General features: G+C 61.8%; 24 protein-coding genes. 18 read left to right on the top strand and 6 right to left on the bottom strand.

Annotated elements, in window-relative coordinates:
• Positions 1-47 precede the first annotated feature (47 nt).
• Entirely contained in the window at positions 48-1,052 is a 1,005-nt protein-coding gene (locus APH42_RS00685) for a hypothetical protein (protein WP_060492457.1), read from the top strand.
• A gap of 232 nt (positions 1,053-1,284) precedes the next feature.
• On the opposite strand, the gene APH42_RS00680 is transcribed toward APH42_RS00685, so the two are convergent.
• Genes APH42_RS00680 through APH42_RS00670 form a run of 3 tightly spaced genes read right to left on the bottom strand, consistent with a single transcriptional unit; the run spans position 1,285 to position 4,780 of the window.
• On the bottom strand, positions 1,285-2,676 hold the full coding sequence (locus tag APH42_RS00680) for an aspartate aminotransferase family protein (protein WP_060492456.1): 1,392 nt from the start codon (positions 2,674-2,676) through the stop codon (positions 1,285-1,287).
• A gap of 20 nt (positions 2,677-2,696) precedes the next feature.
• Complete coding sequence (locus APH42_RS00675) at positions 2,697-4,169, bottom strand: NAD-dependent succinate-semialdehyde dehydrogenase (RefSeq protein WP_060492455.1); 1,473 nt, start codon at positions 4,167-4,169, stop codon at positions 2,697-2,699.
• Positions 4,170-4,171: 2 nt separating this feature from the next.
• Complete coding sequence (locus APH42_RS00670) at positions 4,172-4,780, bottom strand: amino acid synthesis family protein (RefSeq protein WP_060492454.1); 609 nt, start codon at positions 4,778-4,780, stop codon at positions 4,172-4,174.
• A gap of 142 nt (positions 4,781-4,922) precedes the next feature.
• Here APH42_RS00670 and APH42_RS00665 point away from each other — a divergent pair, with 142 nt between their 5' ends.
• The 10 genes from APH42_RS00665 to APH42_RS00620 all read left to right on the top strand — a co-directional run bounded on the left by APH42_RS00665 (position 4,923) and on the right by APH42_RS00620 (position 16,307).
• Positions 4,923-6,716 carry a helix-turn-helix domain-containing protein gene (locus tag APH42_RS00665; protein ID WP_060492453.1) on the top strand — a complete coding sequence of 598 codons (1,794 nt, stop codon included), beginning with the start codon at positions 4,923-4,925 and terminating at the stop codon, positions 6,714-6,716.
• A gap of 159 nt (positions 6,717-6,875) precedes the next feature.
• Positions 6,876-7,847 carry a flavin reductase family protein gene (locus APH42_RS00660; RefSeq protein WP_060492452.1) on the top strand — a complete coding sequence of 324 codons (972 nt, stop codon included), beginning with the start codon at positions 6,876-6,878 and terminating at the stop codon, positions 7,845-7,847.
• Between the two features lie 29 nt (positions 7,848-7,876).
• Positions 7,877-9,388 carry an aldehyde dehydrogenase gene (locus tag APH42_RS00655; protein WP_060492451.1) on the top strand — a complete coding sequence of 504 codons (1,512 nt, stop codon included), beginning with the start codon at positions 7,877-7,879 and terminating at the stop codon, positions 9,386-9,388.
• 39 nt (positions 9,389-9,427) lie between these two features.
• Complete coding sequence (locus APH42_RS00650) at positions 9,428-10,492, top strand: LLM class flavin-dependent oxidoreductase (protein WP_060492450.1); 1,065 nt, start codon at positions 9,428-9,430, stop codon at positions 10,490-10,492.
• Between the two features lie 18 nt (positions 10,493-10,510).
• Positions 10,511-11,338 (top strand): alpha/beta fold hydrolase, encoded by an 828-nt coding sequence (locus tag APH42_RS00645; RefSeq protein WP_060492449.1) that lies wholly within the window; start codon positions 10,511-10,513, stop codon positions 11,336-11,338.
• A 232-nt stretch (positions 11,339-11,570) separates the two neighbouring features.
• The gene (locus tag APH42_RS00640) at positions 11,571-12,749 is read left to right on the top strand and encodes a glycine betaine/L-proline ABC transporter ATP-binding protein (RefSeq protein WP_060492448.1); all 1,179 of its coding nucleotides are present in this window, start codon (positions 11,571-11,573) and stop codon (positions 12,747-12,749) included.
• Positions 12,742-13,656 carry a proline/glycine betaine ABC transporter permease gene (locus tag APH42_RS00635; protein ID WP_060492447.1) on the top strand — a complete coding sequence of 305 codons (915 nt, stop codon included), beginning with the start codon at positions 12,742-12,744 and terminating at the stop codon, positions 13,654-13,656. Before APH42_RS00640 ends, APH42_RS00635 begins: the two co-directional genes overlap by 8 nt.
• 75 nt (positions 13,657-13,731) lie before the next feature.
• Entirely contained in the window at positions 13,732-14,745 is a 1,014-nt protein-coding gene (gene proX / locus APH42_RS00630) for a glycine betaine/L-proline ABC transporter substrate-binding protein ProX (RefSeq protein WP_060492446.1), read from the top strand.
• A gap of 61 nt (positions 14,746-14,806) precedes the next feature.
• On the top strand, positions 14,807-15,178 hold the full coding sequence (locus APH42_RS00625) for a carboxymuconolactone decarboxylase family protein (RefSeq protein ID WP_060492445.1): 372 nt from the start codon (positions 14,807-14,809) through the stop codon (positions 15,176-15,178).
• 97 nt (positions 15,179-15,275) lie between these two features.
• The gene (locus tag APH42_RS00620; RefSeq protein ID WP_060492444.1) at positions 15,276-16,307 is read left to right on the top strand and encodes an aldo/keto reductase; all 1,032 of its coding nucleotides are present in this window, start codon (positions 15,276-15,278) and stop codon (positions 16,305-16,307) included.
• A 619-nt stretch (positions 16,308-16,926) separates the two neighbouring features.
• Here the strand turns inward: APH42_RS00620 and APH42_RS00615 are convergent.
• Together APH42_RS00615 and APH42_RS00610 are read right to left on the bottom strand one after the other, a co-directional pair.
• Positions 16,927-17,325 carry a VOC family protein gene (locus APH42_RS00615; RefSeq protein ID WP_060492443.1) on the bottom strand — a complete coding sequence of 133 codons (399 nt, stop codon included), beginning with the start codon at positions 17,323-17,325 and terminating at the stop codon, positions 16,927-16,929.
• Positions 17,326-17,368: 43 nt separating this feature from the next.
• Positions 17,369-18,478: an S-(hydroxymethyl)glutathione dehydrogenase/class III alcohol dehydrogenase gene (locus tag APH42_RS00610; RefSeq protein ID WP_060492442.1), complete on the bottom strand. Its 1,110-nt coding sequence runs from the start codon at positions 18,476-18,478 to the stop codon at positions 17,369-17,371.
• A 158-nt stretch (positions 18,479-18,636) separates the two neighbouring features.
• Between APH42_RS00610 and APH42_RS00605 the strand changes: the two genes are divergently transcribed.
• Positions 18,637-19,542 (top strand): LysR family transcriptional regulator, encoded by a 906-nt coding sequence (locus tag APH42_RS00605; protein ID WP_060492441.1) that lies wholly within the window; start codon positions 18,637-18,639, stop codon positions 19,540-19,542.
• Positions 19,543-19,611: 69 nt separating this feature from the next.
• Here the strand turns inward: APH42_RS00605 and APH42_RS00600 are convergent, their stop codons facing one another.
• Positions 19,612-20,556 carry a LysR substrate-binding domain-containing protein gene (locus tag APH42_RS00600; protein WP_060492440.1) on the bottom strand — a complete coding sequence of 315 codons (945 nt, stop codon included), beginning with the start codon at positions 20,554-20,556 and terminating at the stop codon, positions 19,612-19,614.
• A gap of 149 nt (positions 20,557-20,705) precedes the next feature.
• Here APH42_RS00600 and APH42_RS00595 point away from each other — a divergent pair, with 149 nt between their 5' ends.
• The 6 genes from APH42_RS00595 (at position 20,706) to APH42_RS00570 (ending at position 26,178) form a co-directional block, all read left to right on the top strand.
• Positions 20,706-21,770, top strand: a complete 1,065-nt coding sequence (locus APH42_RS00595; RefSeq protein WP_060492439.1) for an aromatic ring-hydroxylating dioxygenase subunit alpha — start codon at positions 20,706-20,708, stop codon at positions 21,768-21,770.
• A complete protein-coding gene (locus APH42_RS00590; protein WP_060492438.1) occupies positions 21,763-22,872 on the top strand; it encodes an FAD-binding oxidoreductase in 1,110 nt (369 codons plus the stop codon). Before APH42_RS00595 ends, APH42_RS00590 begins: the two co-directional genes overlap by 8 nt.
• Positions 22,873-22,995: 123 nt before the next feature.
• Entirely contained in the window at positions 22,996-23,847 is an 852-nt protein-coding gene (locus APH42_RS00585) for a transporter substrate-binding domain-containing protein (protein ID WP_060492437.1), read from the top strand.
• 100 nt (positions 23,848-23,947) lie between these two features.
• Positions 23,948-24,652 (top strand): ABC transporter permease, encoded by a 705-nt coding sequence (locus tag APH42_RS00580; RefSeq protein ID WP_305728941.1) that lies wholly within the window; start codon positions 23,948-23,950, stop codon positions 24,650-24,652.
• Positions 24,653-24,664: 12 nt separating this feature from the next.
• The gene (locus APH42_RS00575; protein ID WP_060492436.1) at positions 24,665-25,402 is read left to right on the top strand and encodes an ABC transporter permease; all 738 of its coding nucleotides are present in this window, start codon (positions 24,665-24,667) and stop codon (positions 25,400-25,402) included.
• A 5-nt stretch (positions 25,403-25,407) separates the two neighbouring features.
• Positions 25,408-26,178 (top strand): ABC transporter ATP-binding protein, encoded by a 771-nt coding sequence (locus APH42_RS00570; RefSeq protein ID WP_060492435.1) that lies wholly within the window; start codon positions 25,408-25,410, stop codon positions 26,176-26,178.
• Positions 26,179-26,267 lie beyond the last annotated feature (89 nt).

Below are 26,267 nucleotides of genomic sequence, written 5' to 3'. Positions count from 1 at the left end.
CCTTTTTCTTGGTCTCCGTTCGTCTCAGTGAAGGTGGGTTCCCCTCAATGCTCAAATGGCTTGCCTCCATGAGTCGCGATTTCCGCATTCACCTTGACTGGTCGCGTTTCGAGGAATCAGAGCGCTACCGCTATGTCACGCAGGCCTACGACCAATTCCCGACACAAGCGATGGAGGCAGATCTAGCCGAGCGCCTTAAGCGCGTCCAGGATGAGGCCGCTGCGAAGTTCAATGCTGATCGTGATCGGCTGAACGGGGCGGTCACAGCGCTGCACTCCAAAGTCACTGAAGCTAAGCGTCTGGTAAGCCTCTTTCAGCGCGATTACCGCGCTGAGCTTGAGGCCCTGTACGCAGAAAAAGATCGGCTGCGCGGTGAAATGCGAGTGACAAAGAATGAGAAATCATCCGAATACGACAGCCTCGAGGCGTTACACGAGGAGAAAAAAGAGCTGTATAGAAAGAGCCGAGCGCTTAAGGACGATATTGATAGCTGGTACGCGCAAGCCAACCGGAGTCGGGTTTTACTGGGGAAAAAGGATCGAGAGATTCCCAAGTACTCAATCTTCGGGATTAGCCAAAATTCATTGCAGCGCGCCAAGAACGACCGGGATATCGTAATCAAGAAGATCAAGCGGGTGAAAGAGGAGATCGACACGGTCAACAGTGATATCTACGCCTTGAATAAGGCGCTAGAGCAAATGGGTGAGGCATTTGGGCAGACCAAGCAACGTATCGTTGATACCAAACAGGATCGGGCTGAGTTTTTCGGCTTGAGTGCGTCCGGTAAGACCTTAAGGGCCCTGAAAAGTGAACAGGACCACGTGGCCTATGAGTTTGCCAGGTTACGCACCACAGTGGTTTCAATTGAAGAGGCACGGGTATGTTTCATCCGAGATGCCGAAAACGGCTATGGTGTGCCCGCGCTTCGCATTGAACTGGATAACCGGATTGAAACTCGGGTTGCCCACCTCAGGGCATACGATCTACCCGAGCAACAGATGCAGCGTAAGCTGCGGCACCGAGAGCAGTGGCTGCGGGAACACACGAAGTAGCGCTCGGATTTGGCGGGGAACCTTAACTTGAAAGGTTTAGCCAGGCTGCTGACAAGATGAAGAATGATGGCTTTGTCTGGCTTGCGCTTGCATTCGAGGCGTGTGGTTCGGCGAAGCGTTTGCGCGGCTGAGGGCGACGAAAAAATTCGGTGCTTGCTTCGTCGCCCAATCGATCAGATCCGTGGGCCAGCCAGTTCTCATATCAGGTCAGAATATGCAGATCCCATCAAGCTCAAACCTTGAGCTCGCCCATGACACTCAAGACGGCACCGTGAGCAATGTCGATTATCCGGTCGACTTCTTCTCGAGTGGTGACCAGTGGTGGTGCGAAGCCAAGTATTTCGCCATGCGGCATGGCACGGGCGATCAGGCCGCGATCACGGGCCGCCTTGGAAATACGTGCACCAACTTTCAGCGACGGGTCCAGGCGTGTCTTGGTGAGCGGGTCGGCGACGAACTCGATGGCCGCCATCAAGCCCACGCCACGCACCTCACCCACGATCGGCAGCGCGCCGAAGGCTTCCTGCATGGACTTCTGGAAGTACTCACCGACCCTTGCCGCGTTGCCCGGAATGTCCTCCTGCTCGACGATGTCCAGCACCGCATTGGCCGCTGCGACCCCGATGGGGTGACCGGAATAGGTGTAGCCGTGGGAGAACGCCCCCACTTTGTCCGCACCTTCCTCCATGACCTTGTATACCTTCTCACCTACGATCGAGGCGGAGAGCGGCGCATAGGCTGAGGTCAGGCCCTTGGCTACGGTGATCAGGTCAGGCTCGATACCGTACTTGTCGCAGCCGAACATGGCGCCGGTACGGCCGAAGCCGGTGATGACTTCATCGGCAATCAGCAGGATGTCGTACTTTTTCAGGACTGGCTGAATGGCTGCCCAGTATCCGGCGGGTGGTGGGGTGATGCCGCCGGTACCCAGCACCGGCTCGGCAATGAATGCACCGATGGTGTCGGGGCCTTCGCGCAGGATCAGTTCCTCCAACTCGTTGGCTCGACGCTGGGAGAATTGCTGTTCGGTCTCACCTGGTTCGGCACCCCAGTAGTGGTGCGCAGCCCCGGTTCGCAAGATGCCGGAGACCGGCAGGTCCATGTAGTCGTGGTAGAACGACATGCCAGTCATGGACCCCGAAACGACCGAACAGCCGTGGTAACCGCGCTCGCGGGAAATGATCTTTTTCTTCTTCGGCAGACCACGCAGGTTGTTGTAGTACCAGACCAGCTTGGCCTGGGTTTCGTTGGCGTCGGAGCCCGACAGGCCGTAGAACACCTTGCTCATCTTGCCCGGCGCCATGTTTACCAGGCGATCGGACAGCCGCGCCAACTCGTCGGTGGTATGCGCAGCATAGGTGTGGTAATACGCGAGCTTGTGCGCCTGGCGCGAGATGGCCTCGGCTACCTCGCTGCGGCCATAGCCGACGTTCATGCAATACAAACCGGCGAAGCCGTCGATGTACTCACGGCCGGTCGCGTCGGTGATGGTGATGCCTTTGCCGGTCTCGACGATTGTCGGGTCTCCCAGTTTGCCGGATGCGAAGTCCTTCAGGTGGGTGAACGGATGCAGTACCGCGCCACGATCCTGGGCCGAAATGAGGTCGATCTTTTGCTTGTCCATGGTAGTTCTCCTGTTATTGGTCAAAGGCCGCCGACGCAGACGTATTTGAGTTCCATGTACTCGGCCAGGCCATGTTTTGAGCCTTCCCGGCCCAGGCCGGACTGTTTCCAGCCACCGAAAGGGATCGGTGCGCCGGTAAATTTCGGCGTGTTGAGCGCGACCATGCCGTACTCCAGCTGCTCGGATACGCGCGCCGCGCGCTTCAGGTCATTGGTGTAAACATAAGCCGCCAGGCCGTACTCGGTTTTATTGGCGCGCCGAACCACTTCATGCTCGCTGTCGAACGGCAGGATTGCCGCGACCGGGCCGAAGGTTTCTTCGAACGTGATGTCCATCTCATCGGTGACATCCGCCAGCACGGTCGGCAGGACGAAACTGCTGCCCAGGTTGTGATCCAGGCCGCCGCACATCAGTCGTGCGCCCAGCGAAATCGCATTGCCGATATGGTCACGGCATTTGTTGGCAACGCTGACACGTGTCATAGGGCCAATATCCACACCCTCTGCCAGGCCGTGACCGACACGCAGTGACTGTGCCAACCGAGTGAACTCGGTCACGAAGGCGTCATAGTGACTGCGCTGCACGTAGATGCGGTTGGCGGCCAGGCAGTCCTGGCCAGAAGTGGCGAACTTGGCGCCGATACAGGCGCTGGCCGCTTCATACACGTCGGCGTCTTCGAAGACGATGAAAGGCGCGTGCCCGCCCAACTCAAGCGAAACCTTTTTTACCGTGTCGGCGGACTGACGCAGCAGAATCCGGCCGACTTCGGTGGAGCCCGTGAAGCTGAAGGCTCTCACCTCGGTACGCTGAAGCAACTGCCTGGACAGTTTCGCCGCGTCGCCGGTGACCACTTGGAATACCCCGGCCGGGAAGCCGGCTTCCTCGGCCAGCCTCGCCAAGGCAAGGGCTGACAGTGGCGTTTCCGGTGCCGGCTTGATGATCATCGGGCAACCGGCGGCAAGGGCTGCGCCGGCTTTGCGGGTGATCATGGCGTTCGGGAAATTCCATGGCGTTACGGCAGCCGTGACACCAATGGGTTGCAGCCGAGTGGTGAGCTGGCTACCCGGCAGATGGCTTGGGATCGACTCTGCGTAGCTGCGCTCGGCTTCTGCTGCGAACCACTCCAGGAAGTTGGCGCCGTAGTCGATCTCACTGAGGGCCTCGGCGTAGGGCTTGCCTTGCTCGGCCGACATGATGGTCGCAAGGTCCTGGCAATGCTCACGGGTCAGCGCTGCCCATTTGCGCAGCAGATTGCCGCGCTGAGCGGGCAGCAGTGCACGCCAGCTGACGAAGGCTTCGCTGGCCGCCTCCACGGACCGGTCGATCCAGTGCTCGTCGCAATGGGCGACGTGGGCGATAACCTCATCGGTAGCTGGGTCGGTGACGGCCAAGCGCCCTTCGCCATGAATCCATTGCCCAGCGATGTAGGCACGCAGCTCCAGGAGGTCTGGACGACTCAACTGGTGTAACGCTGCCGTTGCGCGGTTTTTCATTGTTATTTCCCTCCCGAATGTGCGGCAAGCTTGCGTTCTGCGGCAATGTCCTCCAGGTCCTTGAAGCGATCCCCGATGCGTGGGTGGACACGCCCGCCATCACTGGCACCAATGGCGATGACGATCTCGTCGGGGCCAGGTGCGTCGGCGATCTGGAAGGTGGAGGTTATGAAGTGCGAGCGTTTGCCCGTCTCGGACTTGTGGATCATCGGTACGCTCAACAATGCGCCCGCGCCAACCCGAGTGTTGATGAAGCTGAGAAACGCCGTGCCATCCACCGCCTCGCGGTACACGTCGCCAAAGCGCAAGGTGTGGATCAGTGCGGCGGCATGCTCGATCTCGCCGCCGGTGCCCACCACGGCGGCTTTCCCATAGGCCTGTATGCGCTCTTTGGGCAGGTGGGCCACCAGCGCCGCAGACATCATTTGGCCCAACTCAGGTGCCAGGCGAACGATCTCGGGGCCGAGGTCATCGACGAACCCTTGGCCGGCCCAAGGGTTGCGCAACACGGCCGCGACAACCACCGAGGTAATCGGCCTGGGTGCATCCTTGCCGCCTTCCTGATGGGTAGTTTCGATAAACGTAACGATCTTGCGGATATCAGCGGGCATCAAAGCCTCCAGGACAATGGGCCATGTGGAATTGAAGGCCATGCTAGTCACTGATTCGCAGTGAATCTTCCGTCGAACCATTGCAAGATTCTGTTATTTTTCCTCTGATTCGATTAATTATCATCGGTGCAAGGGGTACCCGATGCCTGAACAACAAGAAAAAATCACGGCGTTACGGCGGGTGGCGAGCCAGATCAGTTCCGACGAAGATCTGGAATCGTTGCTCGGTGAGTTGACCCGCTCAGCCTGCCAGCAAGGCGGCTGGGACCTTGGGTCTGTAATGTGCATTGACCTCGCTCACGGTTACGGTGTGGTCTTGGCGCGCTATGAGAGCAGCCGGTTGCCGCAGAAGATGCAGGACCGCTGGGAGCTGGCGACCAGTCCCTCGCTGATCGCGTTGCAGAGTGGGGAGCCGGTCTACATCCGCGATGCCCAGCACACGACACGCTTTCCAGGCTATCGGCGTGACGCCTTGGCACGTAATTACCGCACCGTACTGGCCTTACCGATGCCCAGCAGCGATGCTGAAGGACGTCCGATGGTGCTCACCGTCATCTCGCGCTCGGTCCGGGAGGTTGCCGAGGAGGACCTGACCTTCATGGCCGCAGTGGTCGACCTGGGTGCGATCGCGGTGGACCGTGCCCATCGGCGCCGTGCGCAACTGGAAGCCAATGAGCAGTTACAACGCATTCTCGGTTCGCAGCGTTCGCTGTTGCGCAACGTGCTGGCGGGCGACTCGTTGCAAGCGTTGGCCGTCACCCTGGGAGAGTTGCTCGGCGGCGCGGTACTGGTGGCGGACTTTTCCGCCGGCCACGTGGTCGGATCGGCTTCGGCCTTACCCGCGCTGTACGACGACACGCAATGGACACGCTGGCTGGCTGGCAGCGGCGGGCGCGAGCTGCTGGGCTACATTCACGACACCTTGCAGCATCAGCGTGACGGTCAGGTGATGCTGCCGCTCGAGGGGGAGCATCGGCTGGCGGCGCACATCGAAGCGCTGACGGTGGATGATGAACAGGTCGGTGCGCTGTTGGTCGTGGGTGATGCGCCACCCGACACCCTGCGCAAGCTGCTCTTGGAAAACGCCTGCTTCGCCTTGAGTGTGCAATTGATGCGCAGCGTGATCCGCTACCGCTTCGAGACCCGCACCCTGACGGAGTTGTTTTCCGAGATCGTCGAGCGACGCTTCCGCGATTCAGAGGATGTGCTTGCGCGTGCCCGACGCCTCGGCTTGCCATTGGCCGCGCCGCTGCGCATGTTGGTGGTGGATTTTGCCGGCCATGGCAGCCATCGAAGCAACTTGATGCTCGAATGCAGCCGGCAGGTTTCCGGCCTTGCCAAGCAGTTACAGGTTGCCATGCACATGGTCACCCTGGGGAGTGGCCTGGTTTGTCTGCTGCCGGTAGACGCCGACCAGGTTGCGGTGCAAGCGCGGTTTGGCCGGCGTATCGCCGATGCCCTCGGGCGTGTGCTGGGCCATGAGCCGATCGTGGTGCTTGGGGAGACGTTCGAGGGGCTCGAGCCTTTGGCCGTCGAGTGGGAGCGCTGCTGGCGGATGATTCGCGTGGCGCGTGATTACGGGCGCAGCGGCATGCTCGAAATGCCGGACCTGGGCGCGTTGCCAGTGCTCATTGGTGCCGCCGACGCTACTGATGTGCGGCATTTCGTCAGCGGCACGCTGGGCAAGCTGATCGACTACGACAAGCGTAACGCCGCACCCTACCTCGAGACAGTGGCGGCGTACCTGCGTGCGGGGTGTCGCAGCCAGTTGGCCGCTGATGCGATGGGCTTGCACGTGACTACGCTGCGCTACCGGCTGGCACGGATTCAAGAGCTGTTCGGTCTGGACTTCGATACACCGGAGCGGCGATTTGCCCTGGAACTGGCGCTGCAGTTGCACCAACTGACTACCGGCGCAGAGCTGGGAAAAAGATGAAGAGCAGGGCTACCTGGGGTGAGAAACAGGGGTAGTCCGTTTTGCTCTTAAACCGAGAATAAATCACCGATTATTCCTCCATACCTAGGAGGACCCTGGCCTGTCACCGTCCCTATAGTTCACCTCAATCAATGCAACGGCATTCTTGAGGTGAGTGACATGCAGACCGTTGAACACGCATACAAGACGATAGACCCCATGGCCCTGCGCCGTGCCTTCGGTACGTTCGTCACCGGGGTAACCGTGGTCACAACCCGTGATGAGCAGGGCAACCCCAGAGGCATGACGGCCAATTCGTTCACCTCCGTTTCTCTTGATCCGGCACTGCTGCTGGTGTGCATCGGCAAGGGGGCAGCGAGCTTTCCGGTGTTCCGACAGGCCGACAGCTTTGCCGTCAATCTGCTGCATGAAGGGCAGGTTGTACTTTCCAACGTCTTCGCCTCCAAAGCCCTCGACAAATTCGACCAGGTTAGCCATGTCGCAGTGCACACGGGGGCACCGGTGCTGACCGATTGCCTGACCTGGTTCGACTGCACGGTGCACCAATGCATCGACGCAGGTGACCACATCCTCCTGCTTGGCCAGGTCCAGGCGTTCGGTACCAGCCCCGAGGCACCGTTAGGCTTCTGTCGCGGTCGCTATGCCCAGGTCAAGGACCCACTCCCACCAGGTTGGCTATCGGCCAGCGACATGATCACCGGCTACCTGATCGAATCCGAAGGGCGCTTGCTCCTGGCCGAGGATGGCAAGGGCGGCTGGGTACTGCCGACTGCCTCGCGTCGGCTCAAGGACGGGCGCCTGCCACTGTCCGCAGGCGGCGAGTTGGCCCTGTTGCCTGATGACACCTTTCTCTATTCGGTGTTCGACACCGCTGATAACGACCCGGGTTACCTGATTTATCGCGCCAAACTGGGCGAGTCGCTGGGGGAGGGTGCGCTGCCGCCTTCGCTGCACTTCTTCGCCCTCGATCAGCTGCCCTACGAAACCATTACCTCCCACGAGATACGCGCCATGTTGCAGCGCTATGCGCGTGAGACCGAGCGCGGCAGCTTCGGTATCTACATGGACTCCCAGGAGGGCGGGCGTGTCGCGATGGTCGGCAGCGCGCAGAGCTGGGACAAAGCCTACTGAGTCAGAAAAAAATCAGGAGTTGGTAACACATGCAAACCACACTGCAAAACCTGCAAGGCTCCCGGCAGCAACTGTTCATCGACGGCCAGTTCACCGCCGCCCAGAGCGGCGAGTTCCTGCCCAGTTTCGATCCGACCACCGGGCATCCCTGGTACGAATTCTCCCAGGCCGATGCGCGGGACGTCGATGCAGCGGTACGCAGCGCACAGGTTGCGCTGAAGGGCGCTGCCTGGCGGCGCATGACGCAGACCGAGCGCGGCAAGCTGGTACGCCGGTTGGGTGAGTTGGTGGCGGATCATGCCGACGAGCTGGCGCGCATCGAGTGCCGCGACAACGGCAAGCTGCTCAAGGAAATGGTGGCGCAGATGCGCGGCCTGCCTGACTCGTTCTACTACTTCGCCGGCATGGCCGACAAGCTGCAGGGCGACACCATCCCGGTCAACAAGCTCGATGCGCTGAATTACAACGTGCGCGAGCCGATTGGCGTGGTGGCCATGATCACGCCTTGGAACTCGCCGTTGATGTTGCTCACCGGCACCCTGGCGCCGTGCCTGGCGATCGGCAACACCGTCGTCATCAAACCGTCCGAGCACACCAGTGCATCGACCTTGGCGTTGGCGGAACTGGCCATCCAGGCCGGTATTCCGCCGGGCGTAATCAACGTGGTGACGGGCGATGGCCCGACGACCGGCGAGGCGCTCAGTCGCCACCCCGGCGTTGCCAAGCTGGTGTTTACCGGTAGCACTGCCACTGGCCGCAAAATTGCCGCCAATGCGGCACAGAACCTGGTGTCGTGCCAAATGGAGCTGGGCGGTAAATCGCCCCATGTGGTGTTCGCCGACGCCAACATCGAGCAGGCGGTCAACGGCGTGGTCGCCGGTGTGTTCGCTGCCGCTGGGCAAACCTGCGTGGCAGGCTCGCGCTGCTTCGTCGAGTCTTCGATCTACCCTGCGTTCATCGATGCGCTGGTGGAGCGCACACGGCGGATTAAGGTCGGCCACCCGACCCTGGAGGACACCGATATTGGCCCGCTGGCGCTGTCCGCGCAGCTGGAAAAAGTCGAGCACTACGTCGACTCGGCGATCCGAGAAGGGGCCCGCGTGGCTGTGGGCGGTCGGCGCGCGACTGAAGCCGTGCAAGGCGGTGGCTGGTATTTCGAACCGACGGTCATTGTCGAGGCGCGTAACGACATGCGCTTCATGCGCGATGAAATCTTCGGCCCGGTAGTCGGGGTCATTCCCTTCGATACCGAAGCGCAGTTGATTGAACTGGCCAACGACACCGAATACGGCCTTGCCGCAGGTGTCTGGACCCGAGACATCAGCCGCGCCATGCGCTTTGCCCGTGACGTCGACGCCGGCACGGTATGGATCAACACCTATCGCTCGACGGCCTACATGTCGTCGAACGGCGGCATGAAGAACAGCGGCTATGGCATTCGCGGCGGCTTCGAGGTGATGCGCGAGTTCTCGCGGCTGAAAAACGTGCTGGTGGACTATTCCGAAACCCTGCAGGACCCATTCGTCATCCGCCTGCGCTGAATGCGCGCGCCCAACCCCACACGACTGGAGACAACAACAATGAAATTCGCAGTTTCCCTGAGCATGGAGCGCTTCAACCCTGAGGAGCGGATGAGCGACAAGATCCTCAACTTCCTCAAGCTGGTGCGCATGGCCGATGAGGGTGGCTTCGAGACCCTGTGGACCGCCGAGCACCATACGCTGGAGTGCACGATCTCGCCCAACCCGTTCATTACCCTGACCTGGCTGGCCCAGCACACGCAGAACATTCGCCTCGGTACCTCGACGTTGGTGGCGCCGTATTGGTCGCCGATCCGCCTGGCTGGCGAGTCCGCCTTGTGTGACCACCTGACAGGCGGGCGTCTGGAGTTCGGCATCGCCCGCGGTGCCTACCAGTATGAGTTCGACCGCATGGCCGGGGGCATTCCGCAGCAGGAAGGTGTGGCCTACATGAAAGAGTTGTTGCCTGCGGTGAAGAAGCTCTGGCAGGGGGATTATGCCCACGATGGCCACTACTGGAAGTTCCCGGTCGCAACCTCGGTACCCAAGCCGCTGCAGCAGCCACATCCGCCAATTTGGGTCGCCACCCGCGACCCGGCAAGCTTTGACTGGGCCGTCAGCGTAGGCGCCAACATCCTCTCCACGCCGTTGTCAGCACCTGCCAGCGAAGTCGTCGTGCTGGGTGAGAAGTTCCGCAAGGCGGTGGCCGACCATCCCGAGGTGCCGCGTCCGCGTTTCATGATGCAGCGCCGCACCTGTGTCTACGACCGTGAGCAGGACTGGGAAGTGGCCGTGCGCCACAGCATCGACTACGGCCGCGCCTTCGAGAACCTGATGCAGAACATCGGCACCGTGAACAACGGCTTTCCCGAGGCGGTACCCTATGAACGGGTGGCCAACCGCGACAGCTACAACCCGGAGGCGATCCGCGAGAACCTGATGTTCGGTACCCCCGACGAGATCATTCGCAAGCTGGAAGTGTACGAGGCGCAAGGGGTGGACCAGTTCTGCCTCGGGTTGGCCTTCAACCTGCCATACGAGTTGCAGGAGAAGACGCTGCGCCTGTTCATCGACGAAGTCATGCCGCATTTCGCCCGTCGCGCCGCCGCGCGTCAGGCCGGTTGAGACGGACAGGGAGCGCATATGCTGACGCAAACCTCCGACCCATCGGGCGTGATCCAGGGCAGCCTGGCCACCGGCGGCATCGAACTGAACTACCGCCTGCAAGGGCGCGGTACGCGCCCGCTGGTGTGCATCCACGGTGTGGGCTCGTACCTGGAGGCCTGGGACGCGGTTGCCAGCCACCTGGTCGAGGACTTTCGCATCCTCACCTTCGACCTGCGCGGCCACGGGCATTCCTCGCGGGTGTACGGCCGCTACGAGATCGACGACTTCGTCGGTGACACCTTGGCGTTGGCCGCCCATGTGGGCTTCGACACCTTCGACCTGGCCGGTTTCTCGCTGGGCGGCCTGATTGCCCAGCGTCTGGCCTTGCAGCACCCACACCGGCTGCGGCGCCTGGCGCTGCTGGCCACGGTCTCTGGGCGCACTCGCGAGGAACGCGCGCGGGTGCTGGAGCGCCTGGCGGCGTTGCAGGAGGGCGAGCGCGGCTCGCACCATGATGCCTCGTTGTCGCGCTGGCTGTCGGAAGATTTCCAGGCGTGCAATCCGGACCTGATCGCCTGCCTGCGCCAGCGTGACGCCGAGAACGACCCTCAGTGCTATGCGGCCGCGTACCGGGTGCTGGCCGAGACCGACTATGGCGGTTTCATCGACCAGATCCAGGTACCGACCCTGATCGCCACCGGCGAGCAGGACCAGGGGTCCAACCCGCGCATGGCGACGTTCATGCACGAATGCATCCCAGGCTCCAGGCTCGAAATCCTGCCGGGGTTGCGCCACTCGATCCTGATCGAGGCACCGAGGCAGGTCGCCGGCCTATTGCATGAGTTCTTCATGGACGATCAGTGAGTGGACGGACACGTCACCAACCCCGCTGCGGTGGGGGCGTCGGTCCGGTCAGTGAGATTCTGTTTGCTACGAGAGTGCTGGCAATGAACATCGAAAAACGCATCCCCCGAATAAAAAGCGGTTCGATATCCCTCCACCTGGCCGCCTTGCGTGAGGCCGGGCCTTCATCGACTGCCGTGTCCCCGCGAGCTCGGTTCGCGGGCCATCCGAACTTGCACGAGGAGTCGCAGCCATGACTGACCGATTGGTCATCGAGAATCTCTACAAGGTGTTCAGCGACAAGCCCGGCCCCGCGCTGGCGATGTTGCACGAAGGCAAGGGCCGCGCCGAGGTGCTGGAAACCCTGAGCCAGGTGGTGGGCGTGGACGACGTGTCGCTGCGCATCCCGTCCGGCTCGATCTACATGATCATGGGCCTGTCCGGCTCGGGCAAATCTACCCTGGCGCGCTGCATCAACCGCCTTAACGAGCCCAGCGCCGGGCGCATCCTGCTTGATGGCGAAGATCTCTGCGCACTGGACGAGGAGGGCCTGCGTGAGGTGCGCCGCTCGCGGATCTCCATGGTGTTTCAACACTTTGGCCTGCTGCCCAACCGGCGGGTGATCGAGAACGTCGAGTTCGGCTTGAAGATGCGCGGCACCGCGCCGGCCCAGCGCCGCGCCCGGGCCGAAGAGGTGCTGGCGGTAGTGGGCCTGGGCAAGTGGGCCTACCACATGCCCCATGAACTCAGTGGCGGTATGCGCCAGCGCGTCGGCTTGGCCCGCGCCCTGGCAACAGACGCTGACGTGCTGATCATGGACGAGGCATTCAGCGCCCTCGACCCGCTGATCCGCAGCGAGATGCAGGACGAACTGCTGCGCCTGCAACGCACCCTGAACAAGACCATCCTGTTCATCACCCACGACTTCCAGGAAGCGCTCAAGCTTGGCTCGCGCATCGCCATCATGTCCGAAGGGCGGGTGGTCCGCGAAGGTACGCCACAGTCGATCGTCATGGAGCCTGGCAGCGAGTACGTCGCCGGCTTCACCCGCGAGGTCGACCGCGCTCGGGTGTTCGACGCCGCTTCCGTGATGACCGCGCTGACACCGGTCTGGCGCGGCGAAGGCCGCACCCTGCTGGGTGCCAGCAATCTGGGGCCAGGCTTCCTGGTCGATGGCGATCAGCGGCTGCTGGGCATCCTCAGCCAGCAGCAGGTCGCCCTGGCCTGCAGCGGCCAGCAGGCACCTCAGCCCGCAGCCGGCTTCATTTGCGTGCCGAGCACGGCACGGCTGGTGGACGTGGCGCCGCAGTGCATCGGTGGCCAGCCGGTGGGGGTGACAGACGAGGCCGGGCGGCTGCTCGGGTTCCTGGATGCGGGGCATATTCTGGCCCGGATTGGCGCCGCTCAGGGCGTGGAGGTGCGACATGCTTGAAGCCAACGACCTGGCGGTGTTCCCCATCGCCGACTGGATACAAAACGGCGTGCAGTGGCTGGCGGAGAACTTCCGTCCCTTTTTCTCCAGCCTGAAATGGCCGATCGAGCAGTTGCTCAACTTCGTCGACGGTGCTTTCCATGCCATGCCGTTCCCGGTGATGGTGCTGCTGACCTTCGTGTTGTTCTGGCGCTTGGCCAACCTGCGAGTGGCGCTGTTCAGCGTTGCCGCCTACGTGACCATCGCAGTGCTTGGGGTGTGGTCGGAGGCGATGACCACGCTGTCGCTGATTACCACGGCCATCGTGTTCTGCGCGGTAATCGGTATCCCCATTGGCATCTGGTGCGCACGTAGCCCTGCTGCATGGATGGTGGTGCGCCCGGTGCTGGATGTGATGCAGACCACGCCGACCTTCGTGTACCTGGTGCCGGTGGTGATGCTGTTCGGTGTCGGCAACGTGCCCGGTGAAGTGGCGGTTGCCACTGCAGCGATGCCGCCGCTGATCCGCTTCACCCAGTTGGGGATTTGTATGGTCGACAGCGAGATCGTCGAAGCCGGCCAGGCGTTCGGGGCCAACAAGTGGCAGCTGTTGTGGGAGGTGCAGTTGCCGCTGGCAATGCCGACTATCCTCGGCGGCCTGAACCAGACGGTGCTGACCGCCATGGTGATGTCGGTGGTGATTTCGATGATTGGCGCCGAGGGCCTTGGCCTGGTGGTGCTGCAGGGTATCGGCCGGCTCGACGTTGGCGGCGCGGCGGTCGGTGGCATCGCCATCGTGCTGCTGGCGATCATGCTCGACCGTTTTTCCCAGGCACTGGGTGCACCTCGGCCAGGCAATGGTCTGACGTTGAAAAGCGTGCTTCGCCGCTGTCTGCGCGGCGAACGCCTGCTGTCCCAGGGGCATTGAGCCACAGCACCTTGCTTGATGCGTTTGCGTGTGTGTCACAACCCGATAACGAGCATAAGAAGAAGGTAGACAACGATGAACATGTTCCACAAGACGCTCGCCTGTGCCGCCATACTTCTGGCCCTGACAGGCACCGCCCGGGCCGAAGGGTTGCCCGGTGATGGCCGGACCATCCGCTATGCCCAGGACAGTAGCCTGGGGGGGAATTATGTAGTGGCGCAGATTGTCTCCGACGCCTTCAAGGCGCTGGGATACAAGGTCAAGCTGGTCACCCTGGACAATACCTTGTTCTTCCCCGCCGTGGCCCAACACGACATGGACATCGGCACCGATATCACCCTGCCACAGCGCGAACCCGGCTTTCGCGCCGTGGCGAAGGACGCTGAGCTGGTCGGGGAGGGGATGATCATTGGCGGTGGCATCAATGGCTATCTGATAGACAAGAAGACCGCACTGGCCAACAACATCACCACCTTGGAACAGTTGAAAGATCCGAAGATCGCCGCGCTGTTCGGCGCCGGCGGCAAGGCCGAGTTGACCAGCTGCGACCCAGCGTGGAGCTGTGGCAAGGTGATCGATTATCAGATGAAGGCCTTCGAACTGACCGGCACGGTGCGGCAGGTGCGTGGCAAGTACGAGGCGCTGATGGCCGACGTAGTGACCAAGGTCAAGGGCAGCAAGCCAGTGTTCTTCTACGCCTGGAGCCCGTCCTGGGTGACCAATGCGCTGGTGCCAGGCCGCGACGTGCTGTGGCTGCCTACGCCCAAGGATGCGTTGCCAGCGGACATTCCCAACGACGGCTCGGCGCTGGTCAAGGACGTCGAGGGCTGCGCCGGCGACGCCAACCCGTGCCGCATGGCCATGGGCTCATGGAACTACCACACGGTTGCGAACAAGCAGTTCCTCGCGGACAACCCGGCGATCAGGCAACTGATGCAGCAGGTGCATTTCCCCACTGCCGTGTGGTCGCAGTGGGAGGCGGCGATAGGCAAGGAGGGCGGCTCGCCGGAAATGATCCGCAAGCTCGCCGACCAGTGGATAGGTGCCAACCAGGCACAGTTCGATCAGTGGGTGGCCGCGGCCAAGTGACAGTCACGCCGGGGCGGCTGGCGCCCCGGCGCTTAGGCAGAATCGAAACGGAGAACCTTGCATGAATCAGGAACTGTTTGAACGCGGGCTGCAGACCCGACGTGAAGTACTCGGCGACGCCTACGTGGACGCCGCGCTGGCCAACGCCGATGAGTTCGGCATGCCGATGCAGGAACTGGTGTCGCAGTACTGCTGGGGCGATGTATGGAACCGACCAGACCTGGACCGGCGCACCCGCAGCCTGCTCAACCTGGCGTTCATGACCGCGCTCAACCGGCCTCACGAGCTCAAATTGCACATTCGTGGCGCGCTGAACAATGGCGTGAGCAAGGCGGAAATCCGCGAGGTGTTCCTGCAGGCGGCGATCTACGCCGGGGTGCCGGCGGCGGTGGACAGCTTCCGCTGTGCCCGTGAGGTGTTCCAGCAGGATTGATCACCTGGCACGGGGCTCTCGCATCAGCGCCAATGCGAGCGTGCCCCGTGACACAGCCGCTGCCAGCATACTTGCAACCCTTCCCACGGTGATATTCATGGACTACCGCTACTTGGGCCGCAGTGCTCTGAAGGTTTCCCCTTTGTGCCTGGGCACCATGATGTTTGGTGGTGCCACCGACGAACCGACCGCCCAGCGCATCATTGCCCACGCTCATGCTCAGGGTGTCAACTTCATCGACACCGCCGACGTTTACACCGGTGGTGCCGCCGAGCGTATCGTCGGCCGGGGCATCGCCTCCCAGCGCGACGACTGGGTGCTGGCCAGCAAGTTCGGCTCACCCGTAGACACTGCCCCGAACCGCCAGGGCCAGTCGCGCAAATGGATCAACCAGGTCGTCGAAGCGAGCCTCAAGCGCCTTGGCACCGACTACCTCGATATCCTCTACTTCCACCGTGCCGTTCCCGGTGTGACCCTGGCAGAGGGCGTGCGCGCCGTTGGCGACCTGATCCGTCAGGGAAAGGTGCGTTATTTCGCAGTGTCGAACTTGCGCGGCTGGTACATTGCCGAGGTAGTGCGTTTGGCCGACGAGATGGGCCTGGACCGGCCGGTGGCCAGCCAGCCGCTATACAACCTGGTCAACCGTACCGTCGAGGTCGAACAATTGCCTGCCGCCTATCACTACGGTTTGGGCGTTGTGCCCTACAGCCCGCTGGCGCGGGGCGTACTGACCGGCAAGTACGCCCCAGAAGGCCCGCCACCGCCGGACAGCCGGGCAGGGCGTGGCGACCAGCGCATCCGGCAAACCGAATGGCGGCGCGAATCCCTGCACATCGCCCAGTCCGTTGCTGCCCACGCCGCCTCGCGCGGCATCAGCAGTGCGGCCTTTGCCTTGGCCTGGGTCCTCAATAACCGCTGCGTCAGTTCGGTCATCGCTGGGCCGCGCACCGAAGCGCAGTGGCACGGTTACCTGAAGGCATTGCAGGTGCGTATCGAGGAGCAGGACGAGTGCTTTGTCGACAGCCTGGTGCCGCCGGGGCATTGCTCCACGCCGTATTACACCGACCCTAGCTATCCGGTCGAGGGGCGATTCAGGTCAGCCGATCAATGCAGCCTAGCCTTCGAGTAATGCTGTCAGACCGGTGTCGTTGGTCTTGACCACACCATTGCGGGCAAGCATGGCAAAGCAGCGCCAACGTGCTTCAAAGTCGGTGCATTTGGGGTCATACATTTGTACAAAACCAGGCTCGGAAACCTGAATATTTAACGATTTCCAGTACCGCAAAGGCGTCTTAGTCTCCTGTTCAAGCGTTGAACAATAATAAAAGGAGACACCCAATGCCCATTCCCTGCCATGCCGGCGACAACCTGCAGTTTCAGTGAATCAATTGCAATTAGATTTTGCACCGTCAGCATAGAAGCTCTCGTTTCTGGACTAGAAAATCAATCAACGTCCTGATTTTGGCTGGTATCTGCGCGCGTGTAGGTGCCTTATTGCGTTGCTCGTGGAGGTGACGTTAATGAGGCACTAGCAGAAGTTTCAAAGGGATGCCGGATATGATCGGGCCTGGGGCAACGAATCCATCGCCATTTGATCCTCATCTCTGATTGGTCGAAAACACACTTCAAGGCTTATGCCCGCAGCCATGCGTTTCGCACATGGCTGCGGGCTGTTCTTCATGAGCTGGCACCGTCGCTGTACAGCGGCTTGTGCTGACCCTTTCATATCGTCCTCAGCCTTGTTGCTTTCAGACGAAGGTGTACGAACAGACCTTGTTGCCGGCCGGATCGCGCAGGTAGGCCGCATAGGCACCCGGCAGGTGACCCCGTGCGCCAGGTTGCCCCTCGTCGGTGCCGCCTGCGGCAAGGCCGGCGACGTGGAAAGCGTCCACTTCGGCGGGAGTGGCGGCCGCAAAGCCAATCGTCACGCCATTGCTGGAGGGCGCTTCACCATTGCCCGGGCGGGCGATGATGAAAGCCGGCTTTTCGCGACCGAAAAGCACCCACCCATTGCCGAAAGGGCCGAGGTTGTTGATGCCGAGGGCACCCAGCGCGGCGTCGTAGAATGCGGCCGATTTCTGAACATCGGCGGCACCGATAAAGACGTGCGAGAAGATGCCGTCGCCGGAGATGACAGGATTGGACATGATTGATTTCCTTGATGGTTGGTGTTGAGTGGTTTGTGGGCGATCAGTAGTGGATCACCGTGCGAATCGACTTGCCTTCGTGCATCAGGTCGAAGGCCTTGTTGATGTCGTCGAGGCCCATGGTGTGGGTGACGAACGGGGCGAGATCGATCTCGCCTTTCATGGCGTCTTCCACCATGCCCGGGAGTTGGGTACGACCCTTGACGCCGCCGAAAGCCGAGCCCTTCCAGGTCCGGCCGGTAACCAGCTGGAACGGACGGGTAGAGATTTCCTTGCCGGCACCGGCCACGCCGATGACGATCGATTGGCCCCAACCACGGTGGGCAGCTTCCAGGGCCGAACGCATCACGTTGACGTTACCGATGCACTCGAAGGTGTGATCGACACCCCAGCCGGTCATCTCGATGAGCACCTCGTGGATCGGCTTGTCGAAGTCCTTCGGGTTAAGGCATTCGGTGGCGCCGAAGGTACGAGCCAGTTCGAACTTCGCCGGATTGGTGTCGATGGCGATGATGCGACCCGCCTTGGCCTGGCGTGCACCCTGAATCGCAGCGAGACCGATGCCGCCGAGGCCGAAGATCGCCACTGAGTCGCCCGGCTGCACTTTGGCCGTGTTGTGAACGGCGCCGATGCCGGTAGTCACACCGCAACCCAGCAAGCAGACATGCTCGGGATTGGCATTCGGGTTTATCTTGGCCAGCGAGACTTCGGCAACCACCGTGTATTCGCTGAAGGTCGAGCAGCCCATGTAGTGGTAAAGCGGCTGGCCGTTGTACGAGAAACGGGTCGTACCATCGGGCATCAACCCCTTGCCCTGGGTGGCGCGAACCGCAACACACAGGTTGGTTTTGCCGGACTTGCAGAACAGGCATTCGCCGCATTCGGCGGTGTACAGCGGAATGACGTGATCGCCAGGTTTTACGCTGGTCACACCTTCACCCACCTCCACCACGATACCCGCCCCTTCGTGGCCCAGTACGACCGGGAACAGACCTTCGGGGTCGTCGCCCGACAGGGTGAAGGCGTCGGTATGGCAAACGCTAGTATTGGTGATCCTGACGAGCACTTCGCCTTTGCGTGGCGGCTCGACGTCAATCTCAACGATTTCCAGCGGCTTTCCAGGCCCGAAGGCGACTGCGGCACGTGATTTCATGATGTTGTTTCCTTGCTAACTGGTTCAGGAGCGGAGCATTCCACTGTGTTGTCAGTTTGGGAAACGGCAGAGATGTTGTATATGGAATTGTCGCGATTTTATAATTCCTATATTTGGAATAATTGGCATATGACGAACCTGGCCATGAGGCGTGAGCAATGACGAAAGATATCGAACTGCTGCGCATATTTCGGGTGGCGGCCGAAAGCAGCAGTTTTCGCGACGCAGCCGTGCGTCTGGGGGCCTCCCCTCAAGGCGTCACGCGAGCCATTCAGCAGCTGGAGAGGCACTACGGCGAGGTGCTGTTCCATCGGAGCACGCGACAGGTCCGCATTACCGCCTATGCCGAAGGCTTGCTGGAACAGGTGCGCCCTGTGCTGGAGCGGTTCGAGGATCTGTGGCGACCGCCTGTGGCCGACGAGCAGGATGCTCTGTCGGGCACGGTGCGCATCACCGCACCGCACAGCCTGGGTACCAGAGCAGTTCTACCGGCGTTGGAGCGTATTGCGGGGCGTCATCCCAGGATCACCTTGGATGTGCGCTTGTCCGACCGCATCAGCAATACGGTTGACGACGGGATCGACGTTGGCGTCAGGGTCGGGTTCATGCGCGATAGCCGCTTCATCGCACGCAGAGCAGGCGACATGAGGCTGCCCATCGTTGCTGCTCCACGCCTTATCGAGAAAGTGGGCGCACCTGGCGATATCGATGCGCTGGTTGGCCTGCCCATCGCCGCAGCCCTGGACACCAATACCGGACGCCCGTGGCCTTGGCACTTCAAAGCGGGGCAGCAGTGGATACCCGCAGCGCCCACGCTTATTGCCGACAATGCCGACATGGAAATAGGCGCCGCACTGGCCGGGGTCGCTTTCGCCCAACTGGCGGACTACATGGCGGCCCCCTACATTGCCAGCGGGAAACTCGTGCAGGTGTTGCAAGACGAAGAGCCACCGGCATGGGGGTTGTACGTCTATCGCCCTCAGCGTGGCCCCGTTCCGGGAAGGGTTCGAGTGGTATTTGATGAAATCTTGGCCGCCGTTGGGGGGCTGCCAGCTTTGCGCTGACACACAGCTTGTCCATCGGCAATTGAATTTCGTTTGAAAACAGAGAAACAGGCCAGAATATGCGCCGTTCTAAGAAGATGGCTCATTCTCAGCGCCTAGCAGTTGATTCGTCATTTCCTGCTGATCCCGACCCTGATTTATCAACCACCGCTGAAAGGCCCGGCACTGGCTACGGTGGAAGCTGTTCTGGTTCCACGTCACGTAATACGCCGCCGGCATGGGCAACGCACGCATGCACGGGATGACCAGGCGGCCGCTATCCAGGTCCCTGCGGATCATCGAATACTGCGCCAGGACGATGCCTTGTTCCTCGATCGCCGCCTGAATTGCCATGGCGGAGAGGGAGTAGATCCGGTAGTTGCGGATGATGACCTCGCCGACACCGGCATCGGCAAACCACTGCTCCCAGGACGGCGGTGAGTCGAACTTCGGTCGCCAGTCGATGGTGATCAGTGGGTGGGCCAGCAGTTCGCGTGGCTCCACCGTACCCGCCAACATCGCCGGGCTGCAGGCCGGTACCACGCAATCACGAAACAGCTCGATGGTGTGTTGGTCATCGTGAATGCCTTCTCCGTAACTGAGACGAAAGTCCACGCCGTTGGCTTGCGCCTCCGAAGGCTCGGTGTGGGTGCCGTCGAGGTAGACGCTCAGTTGTGGATGCTCCAGCTGCCAGTCGGCCACCAGTGGTGCCAGCCACTTGGACAGCAGTGAGGGCAGGGCGCTGATGTAGAGGTTGTTGGCGTTCTTGCCGCGCTCCAGCTCCGCGTAGGCCGCCCGCAGGCGTTCGAAGGCCTGGCTGCACCCTTCATGAAAACGCTGGCCGGCTGCGTTCAGGCGCAGGCGCTGGCCCTCCTTGGCGGTAAGGCTAAGGCCCACGGCTTCTTCCAGCAGCTTCATTTGCTGGCTGACCGCACCGGCGGAAATGCCCAGGCGCTTGGCGGCCTGGGTGATGCCGCCGCACAGGCCGACGGCTTCGAAAACTTCCAGTGCGCGTAACGGTGGCAGGTGGCTCATGAGTGCGCCTCGTAGGGAAGGTGTGTATTTTTAGTTTAGAAATACTTAAGTAATCAACAGAAAAGCACATCTATTCTTTTGTTCGCCCCGGGCATAGGCTTTTTCTCAAGAAGCGACGCTTCGCATAACAATAAGAGGAGCTACACGCCATGTTCTTGAGAAACGCCTGGTACGCCGCCGCCTGGGACACCGAAGTGAAGCAGGCCTTGCATCCGACCATCCTCCTTGGCGAAGCCATCGTGCTGTATCGCAAGGCGGACGGCGCCGTCGTTGCCCTGGAGGATGCTTGCCCGCACCGTAAGCTGCCGTTGTCGATGGGGCGCCTGCAGGGTGATGTGGTCGAGTGTGGCTACCACGGGCTGACGTTTGACAGTGCTGGCGCCTGCGTGAAGGCCGCTTGCGTGTCGCGTATTCCTCAGACGGCGAAGGTGCGCAGTTACCCGGTAGAGGAGCGCTATGGCCTGGTATGGCTGTGGATGGGTGATCCGGCGCTGGCCGACCCGGCCAAGCTTCTAAACATTGCCGAGTGGGATGACCCGAACTGGGGGTTGAACCGCGGCGATTCGATGACAATCGACTGCAATTACCTGTACATGACCGACAACCTGCTCGACCCCTCTCATGTCGCCTGGGTGCACCAGAGCACCTTTGGCACCTCGGCCTGCGAATCGCAGCCGCTGGAAACCGTGGAGAAGGAGGATGGCGTAGTTGTGTCGCGGTGGCTGTACGACATCGACGTTGCGCCGTTCTACCAGCAGTACCTAAAGTTCCAGGGGCGTTGCGATCGCTTGCAGTACTACGAGGTGCGTTACCCGGCGCACGCGATCATCAAGGGGGTCCATACCCCGGCCGGCTACGGCGGCGATGCTGTACCTGCGCACGATAAAGCGTTCTTGATGGACTCCTACAACTTCATGACGCCGGTCGATGAAAACCGTACCCGTTACTACTGGTTCCAGTTGCGTAACTTCGATGCCGACAGTGAGAGCGTCTCGCGTCAGTTCGCTGCTGACGTGCGCCGGGCTTTCGAGGAGGACCGGGTGATCCTCGCCGCTGTGCATGCTGGCATGAAAAACCGCCAGACCGCCAACATCGACCTGGCCATCGACTCAGGCCCGCTGCGTTTTCGTCGCGCCATGGAGCGCATGATCCGCGAAGAACAGACAGGCGCCGCCAAGCTGATCGATACCCGCGAGGTCAAAGCCCATGCTTGACACCATTCCCGCCGTGAAGGGCTTTGCGCGCTTCCAGGTGACCAGGAAGGTGCGAGAAAGCGTGTCGATAACCTCGTTCGTACTCGAACCTGCCGTGCACCAGGGCCGGGTGGCATTTCGCCCGGGGCAGTTCATCGTAGTTCGCATACCACAGGCCGAAGGACCACAGGTGCTGCGCGCCTACAGCCTGTCGGGCGACCCGGGCGATCCCTCGCAACTGCGCATCTCGGTGAAGCACGAATTGCCGCCGGCACATTCGCCCGGCCTGCCGGCCGGCGTGGGGTCGAGCTTCTTGCATCAAGCAGTGGAAGTGGGCGAGCAACTGGAAATCGCTGGCCCGTCCGGTACGTTCGTACTGGACGAAAGCAGCGAGCGGCCTGTGCTGTTGTTCAGCGGCGGGGTGGGCCTGACCCCCATGGTGAGCATGCTGCATCGTCTGGCTGGTACCACGCGGCCGGTGTACTTCATCCATGCCTGCGAGAACGGCGCCGTGCATGCCCTGCGCGACGAGGTGTTGGCGGTGGCCGCCAGGCGCGCTGGGATCGTGGTGCACTTCTGCTACCGGATGCCGACCGATGACGACTTGAAACGTGCGCACCATCACAGCAGCGGGCTGGTCAGTCGGGAAACCCTGCAGACATTACTGCCCCTCGATGACTACGACGCCTACCTGTGTGGCCCGCGCCCGTTCATGCAGGCGAACTGGCGGCTGCTGCGTGGCCTGGGGATCGACAGGGCGCGCATTCGTTATGAGTTCTTCGGCCCGGCCACGATCCTCGATGAAGACGAAGCCCCGGCTGCTCCCCCTGTGGCGCCGCCGGAGCCTGCGCCCGCCGGTGACCTGACCGTGCGCTTCGAGCCGTCGGGGCAGTCCGTGGCCTGGGATGCCGCCTGCCCCTCGCTGCTCGACTGTGCCGAGCAGGCCGGGTTCGCGCCGCCCTTCAGTTGTCGCGCCGGGCTGTGCAACAGCTGCCTGACCCCGCTGCTTAGCGGCAGTGTCGAGTACAGCGAGGCGCCGTTGATGCCGCCTGAGCCTGGCCAGGTGTTGTTGTGTTGCGCACGGCCGACCTCGCCGGTGGTGTTGGCGCTGATCGATCAATAGAGGCCCGCACCACGCGGCCAATGATGAACCCGCCAGAGGCCTGATGCCTATCGACTGATGCCCGCCTCCAGACTTGCCTTGCCTCGCGTGCCCCTTACCGTGCTTCGCATCGGAGAATTAAAGATGAACAACAAAAAAACTCGATTCGCCGCTTGCTCGCTGATGATGTTGCTTGCCAGTTTCTCGCTGAACACCCACGCCAAGGAGTGGAACCACATACAGATCGCCACGGAGGGCGTTTATGAACCCTGGAACCGCACCTTGCCAGACGGCTCTTTCGATGGCTTCGAACCGGAGATGGCCAAGGTCTTGTGCGAGCGCATGAAAGCCCGCTGCACGATCGTTGCCCAGGATTGGGATGGCCTGATCCCGGGGCTCAAGGCTGGCAAGTTCGATGTGGTGATGGACGCCCTGGCGATCAGCCCGGAGCGGCGCAAGGTGATCGACTTCTCCCGCCCTTACACCAAGGCCCCGGCCACGTTCATTGCGCTGCAGTCCAGCGCTGTCGACCTGGGCAGCGGTACCTTGCACTTGCGCGGTAACCCTGAGCTGGATACGCCTGCGGTGGATGACCTGCGCAAACGCCTCAAGGGCAAGCTGATCGGGATCGTCTCCGGCACCGTGTACAGCAAGTTCATCCGCGACCAGTTTGGCCAGGTGGCGACCATCCGTGAATACAAGACCCCGCCCGAGCCGCTGATGGACCTGAAGAACGGCCGTGTCGACGTGGTGTTCGAAGACCTCGGCTTCCTTTCCGGGGAAATGCAGCGCGGCGCCGACAGTGGGCTGGTACTGGTCGGCCCGGCTATCAATGGGCCGATCTGGGGCGAAGGGGAGGCCTTCGGTATACGTCCAGGCGAGCCGGAGCTCAAGGCCAAGCTCGACGCTGCGATCGATTCGCTGATCGCCGACGGCACGATCAGCGAGCTCAGCCGCAAATGGTTCAAGCACGACTTCACGCCGCCCACCCAATGACCCCGGTCCGTCTGGCGCCCCAGTGGCGCCAGGCACCGACAGGCCGCTCGCGCATCAGCGCGGGCCGGCGGTTCTCTGACACGGTTATAGGTGGACTACGGTGATCGAGTTGATTGGTTTTAGCGCAAAGGGCTGGGGCAGTGTGTTGCTCATGGCCGCGCTCATGACGGTACTGGTGACGTTGGCGGCGTTGCTGGTCGGTGCTGTGCTGGGTGCACTCGTCGCTGCCGCCAAGCTGCACCCCAGCGGGCTGCTGCGGAGGCTGGGCGATGGCTACACCACAGTGTTCCGGGGGATCCCGGAGCTGTTGGTGATCTACCTGTTTTTCTATGGCGGCTCGGCGTTGGTGAGCAGCGTGGGCGGGCTGTTCGGTGCCGAGGGCTTTATCAGCATGCCGGCGTTCCTGGTGGGGGCGCTGGCGGTCGGGGTGGTGTCTGGCGCCTATCAGGCCGAAGTGTATCGCGGGGCGTTCCAGGCGGTGTCGCGCAGCGAGCTGGAAGCGGCTAAGGCGATCGGCATGCCGCTGATGCTGCGCTTTCGCCGGATCATTGCGCCACAGATCCTGCGTTTCGCCTTGCCGGGCATCGGCGGCGTCTGGCAGATCACCCTGAAGGATTCGGCGCTGATTTCTGTCACGGGGTTGGTGGAACTGATGCGCGCCAGCCGCGTGGCCGCCGCCTCCACCGGGCAGTTCGTGTTGTTCTTCATCACTGGCTGCGCGCTCTACCTGGTGTTGACGGGCATTTCCAACCTGGTTTTCTCCCGCGCTGAACTGCGTGTGGGCAGAACTTTTCGTCGCAGCTGAAGGGGGCCAACCATGTCTGTAGATATCGCTTTCATTGCTGACACCCTGGTGCAACTGTTGCGGGCGCTGCCGACAACGCTGCTGCTGTTCGCCGCATCGGTCACCATCGGCACGCTGCTGGCCTTGCTGGTGGTGTGGATGCGGGTGTGCGAGGTCGCTGCGCTGCGTCACCTGGCGCGCGGCTACATCTTCCTGTTCCGCGGCTCGCCGCTGCTGATCCAGATGTTCCTGCTCTACTACGGGCTGAGCCAGTTTCCCGAGGTGCGCCAGAGCCTGCTCTGGCCGGTGCTGCGCGAGCCGCTCAGTTGCGCGGTGATTGCCCTGGCGCTGTGCACGGCAGGCTACATGGCGGAAATTTTCCGTGGCGGTTTGCTGGCCGTGCCGCCGCAGCAAATCGAAGCGGGGCGGGCTGCGGGCATGTCGGGCTGGTTGCTGGCGCGACGGATCATCATCCCTATCGCCCTGCGCAGCTGCCTGCCGGCTTATTCGACGGAGATCATTCTGATGATGAAGGCGACCTCGCTGGCAAGCCTGGTCACCGTCTACGAAGTGTCCGGCGTGGCGCAGCGGATCATCGCCGAAACCTACCGCACGCTCGAGGTGTTCCTGTGTGCCGCGCTGATCTACCTGGTTCTGAACTTCCTGATCGTTCGCATCCTGGCGTGGGTCGAACACTGGTTGTCGCCCCGGCAGCCCGTCACCGCGTGTCAAACAACAAAAAAGTACGCACTCAGCGTACGTAGAGGATAAGTGGCATGACTACAGATCCAGTGCTGCAGGTAAAACACATCCGCAAATCCTTCGGCAACCTGGAGGTGCTCAAGGGCATCTCGCTGGACGCCCACGAGGGTGACGTGGTGTCGATACTCGGCGCCAGCGGCTCGGGCAAGAGCACTTTCCTGCGCTGCATCAACCTGCTGGAAGTCCCCGATGCCGGCGAGATCCGTGTTGCCGGCGAGCAGGTGGTGTTCAAGCGTGGTCGCCACCAGGTGCTGGTCCCCGCCAACCGGCGCCAGGTCGATCGCATGCGCCCGGAGCTGGGCATGGTGTTCCAAAGCTTCGGCCTGTGGTCGCACATGACGGTGCTGCAGAACGTCATTGAAGGCCCGGTGCATGTACAGAAGCGTCCGCGCGCCGAGTGCATCGATGAAGCCGAGGCGTTACTGGAAAAAGTGGGCATGGCCGACAAGCGCGACCACTACCCGGCGTTCCTGTCCGGTGGCCAGCAACAGCGTGTGGCCATCGCCCGCACCCTGGCGATGCGCCCGCGGGTCATCCTGTTCGACGAGCCGACCTCGGCGCTCGACCCGGAGCTGGTTGGCGAGGTGCTGAAGGTGATGCGTTCGCTGGCCGAGGAGGGCAGGACCATGCTGGTGGTCACCCATGAAATGGGCTTTGCCCGCAACGTTTCCAACCGTGTGGTGTTCATGAACCAGGGGCTGATCGAGGCTCAGGGCACGCCGCAGGAGATGTTCAACGAGCAGCACTGCGAACGTTTCAGCCGGTTCATCCTCAGCCACGCCTGACACCCCGAAAACAACGCGTTTTTTCGCCTGTTCTGGAACGGGGCAGGCGTTCTACACCCTGGAAAAGCCAATGAGCAGAGAGAGCACAG

The organism is Pseudomonas sp. NBRC 111140, assembly GCF_001320885.1.
GTDB lineage: Bacteria > Pseudomonadota > Gammaproteobacteria > Pseudomonadales > Pseudomonadaceae > Aquipseudomonas > Aquipseudomonas putida_P.
The sequence above is the reverse complement of the archived record's forward strand: the minus strand, read 5'-3'. Positions and strand labels throughout refer to the sequence as shown.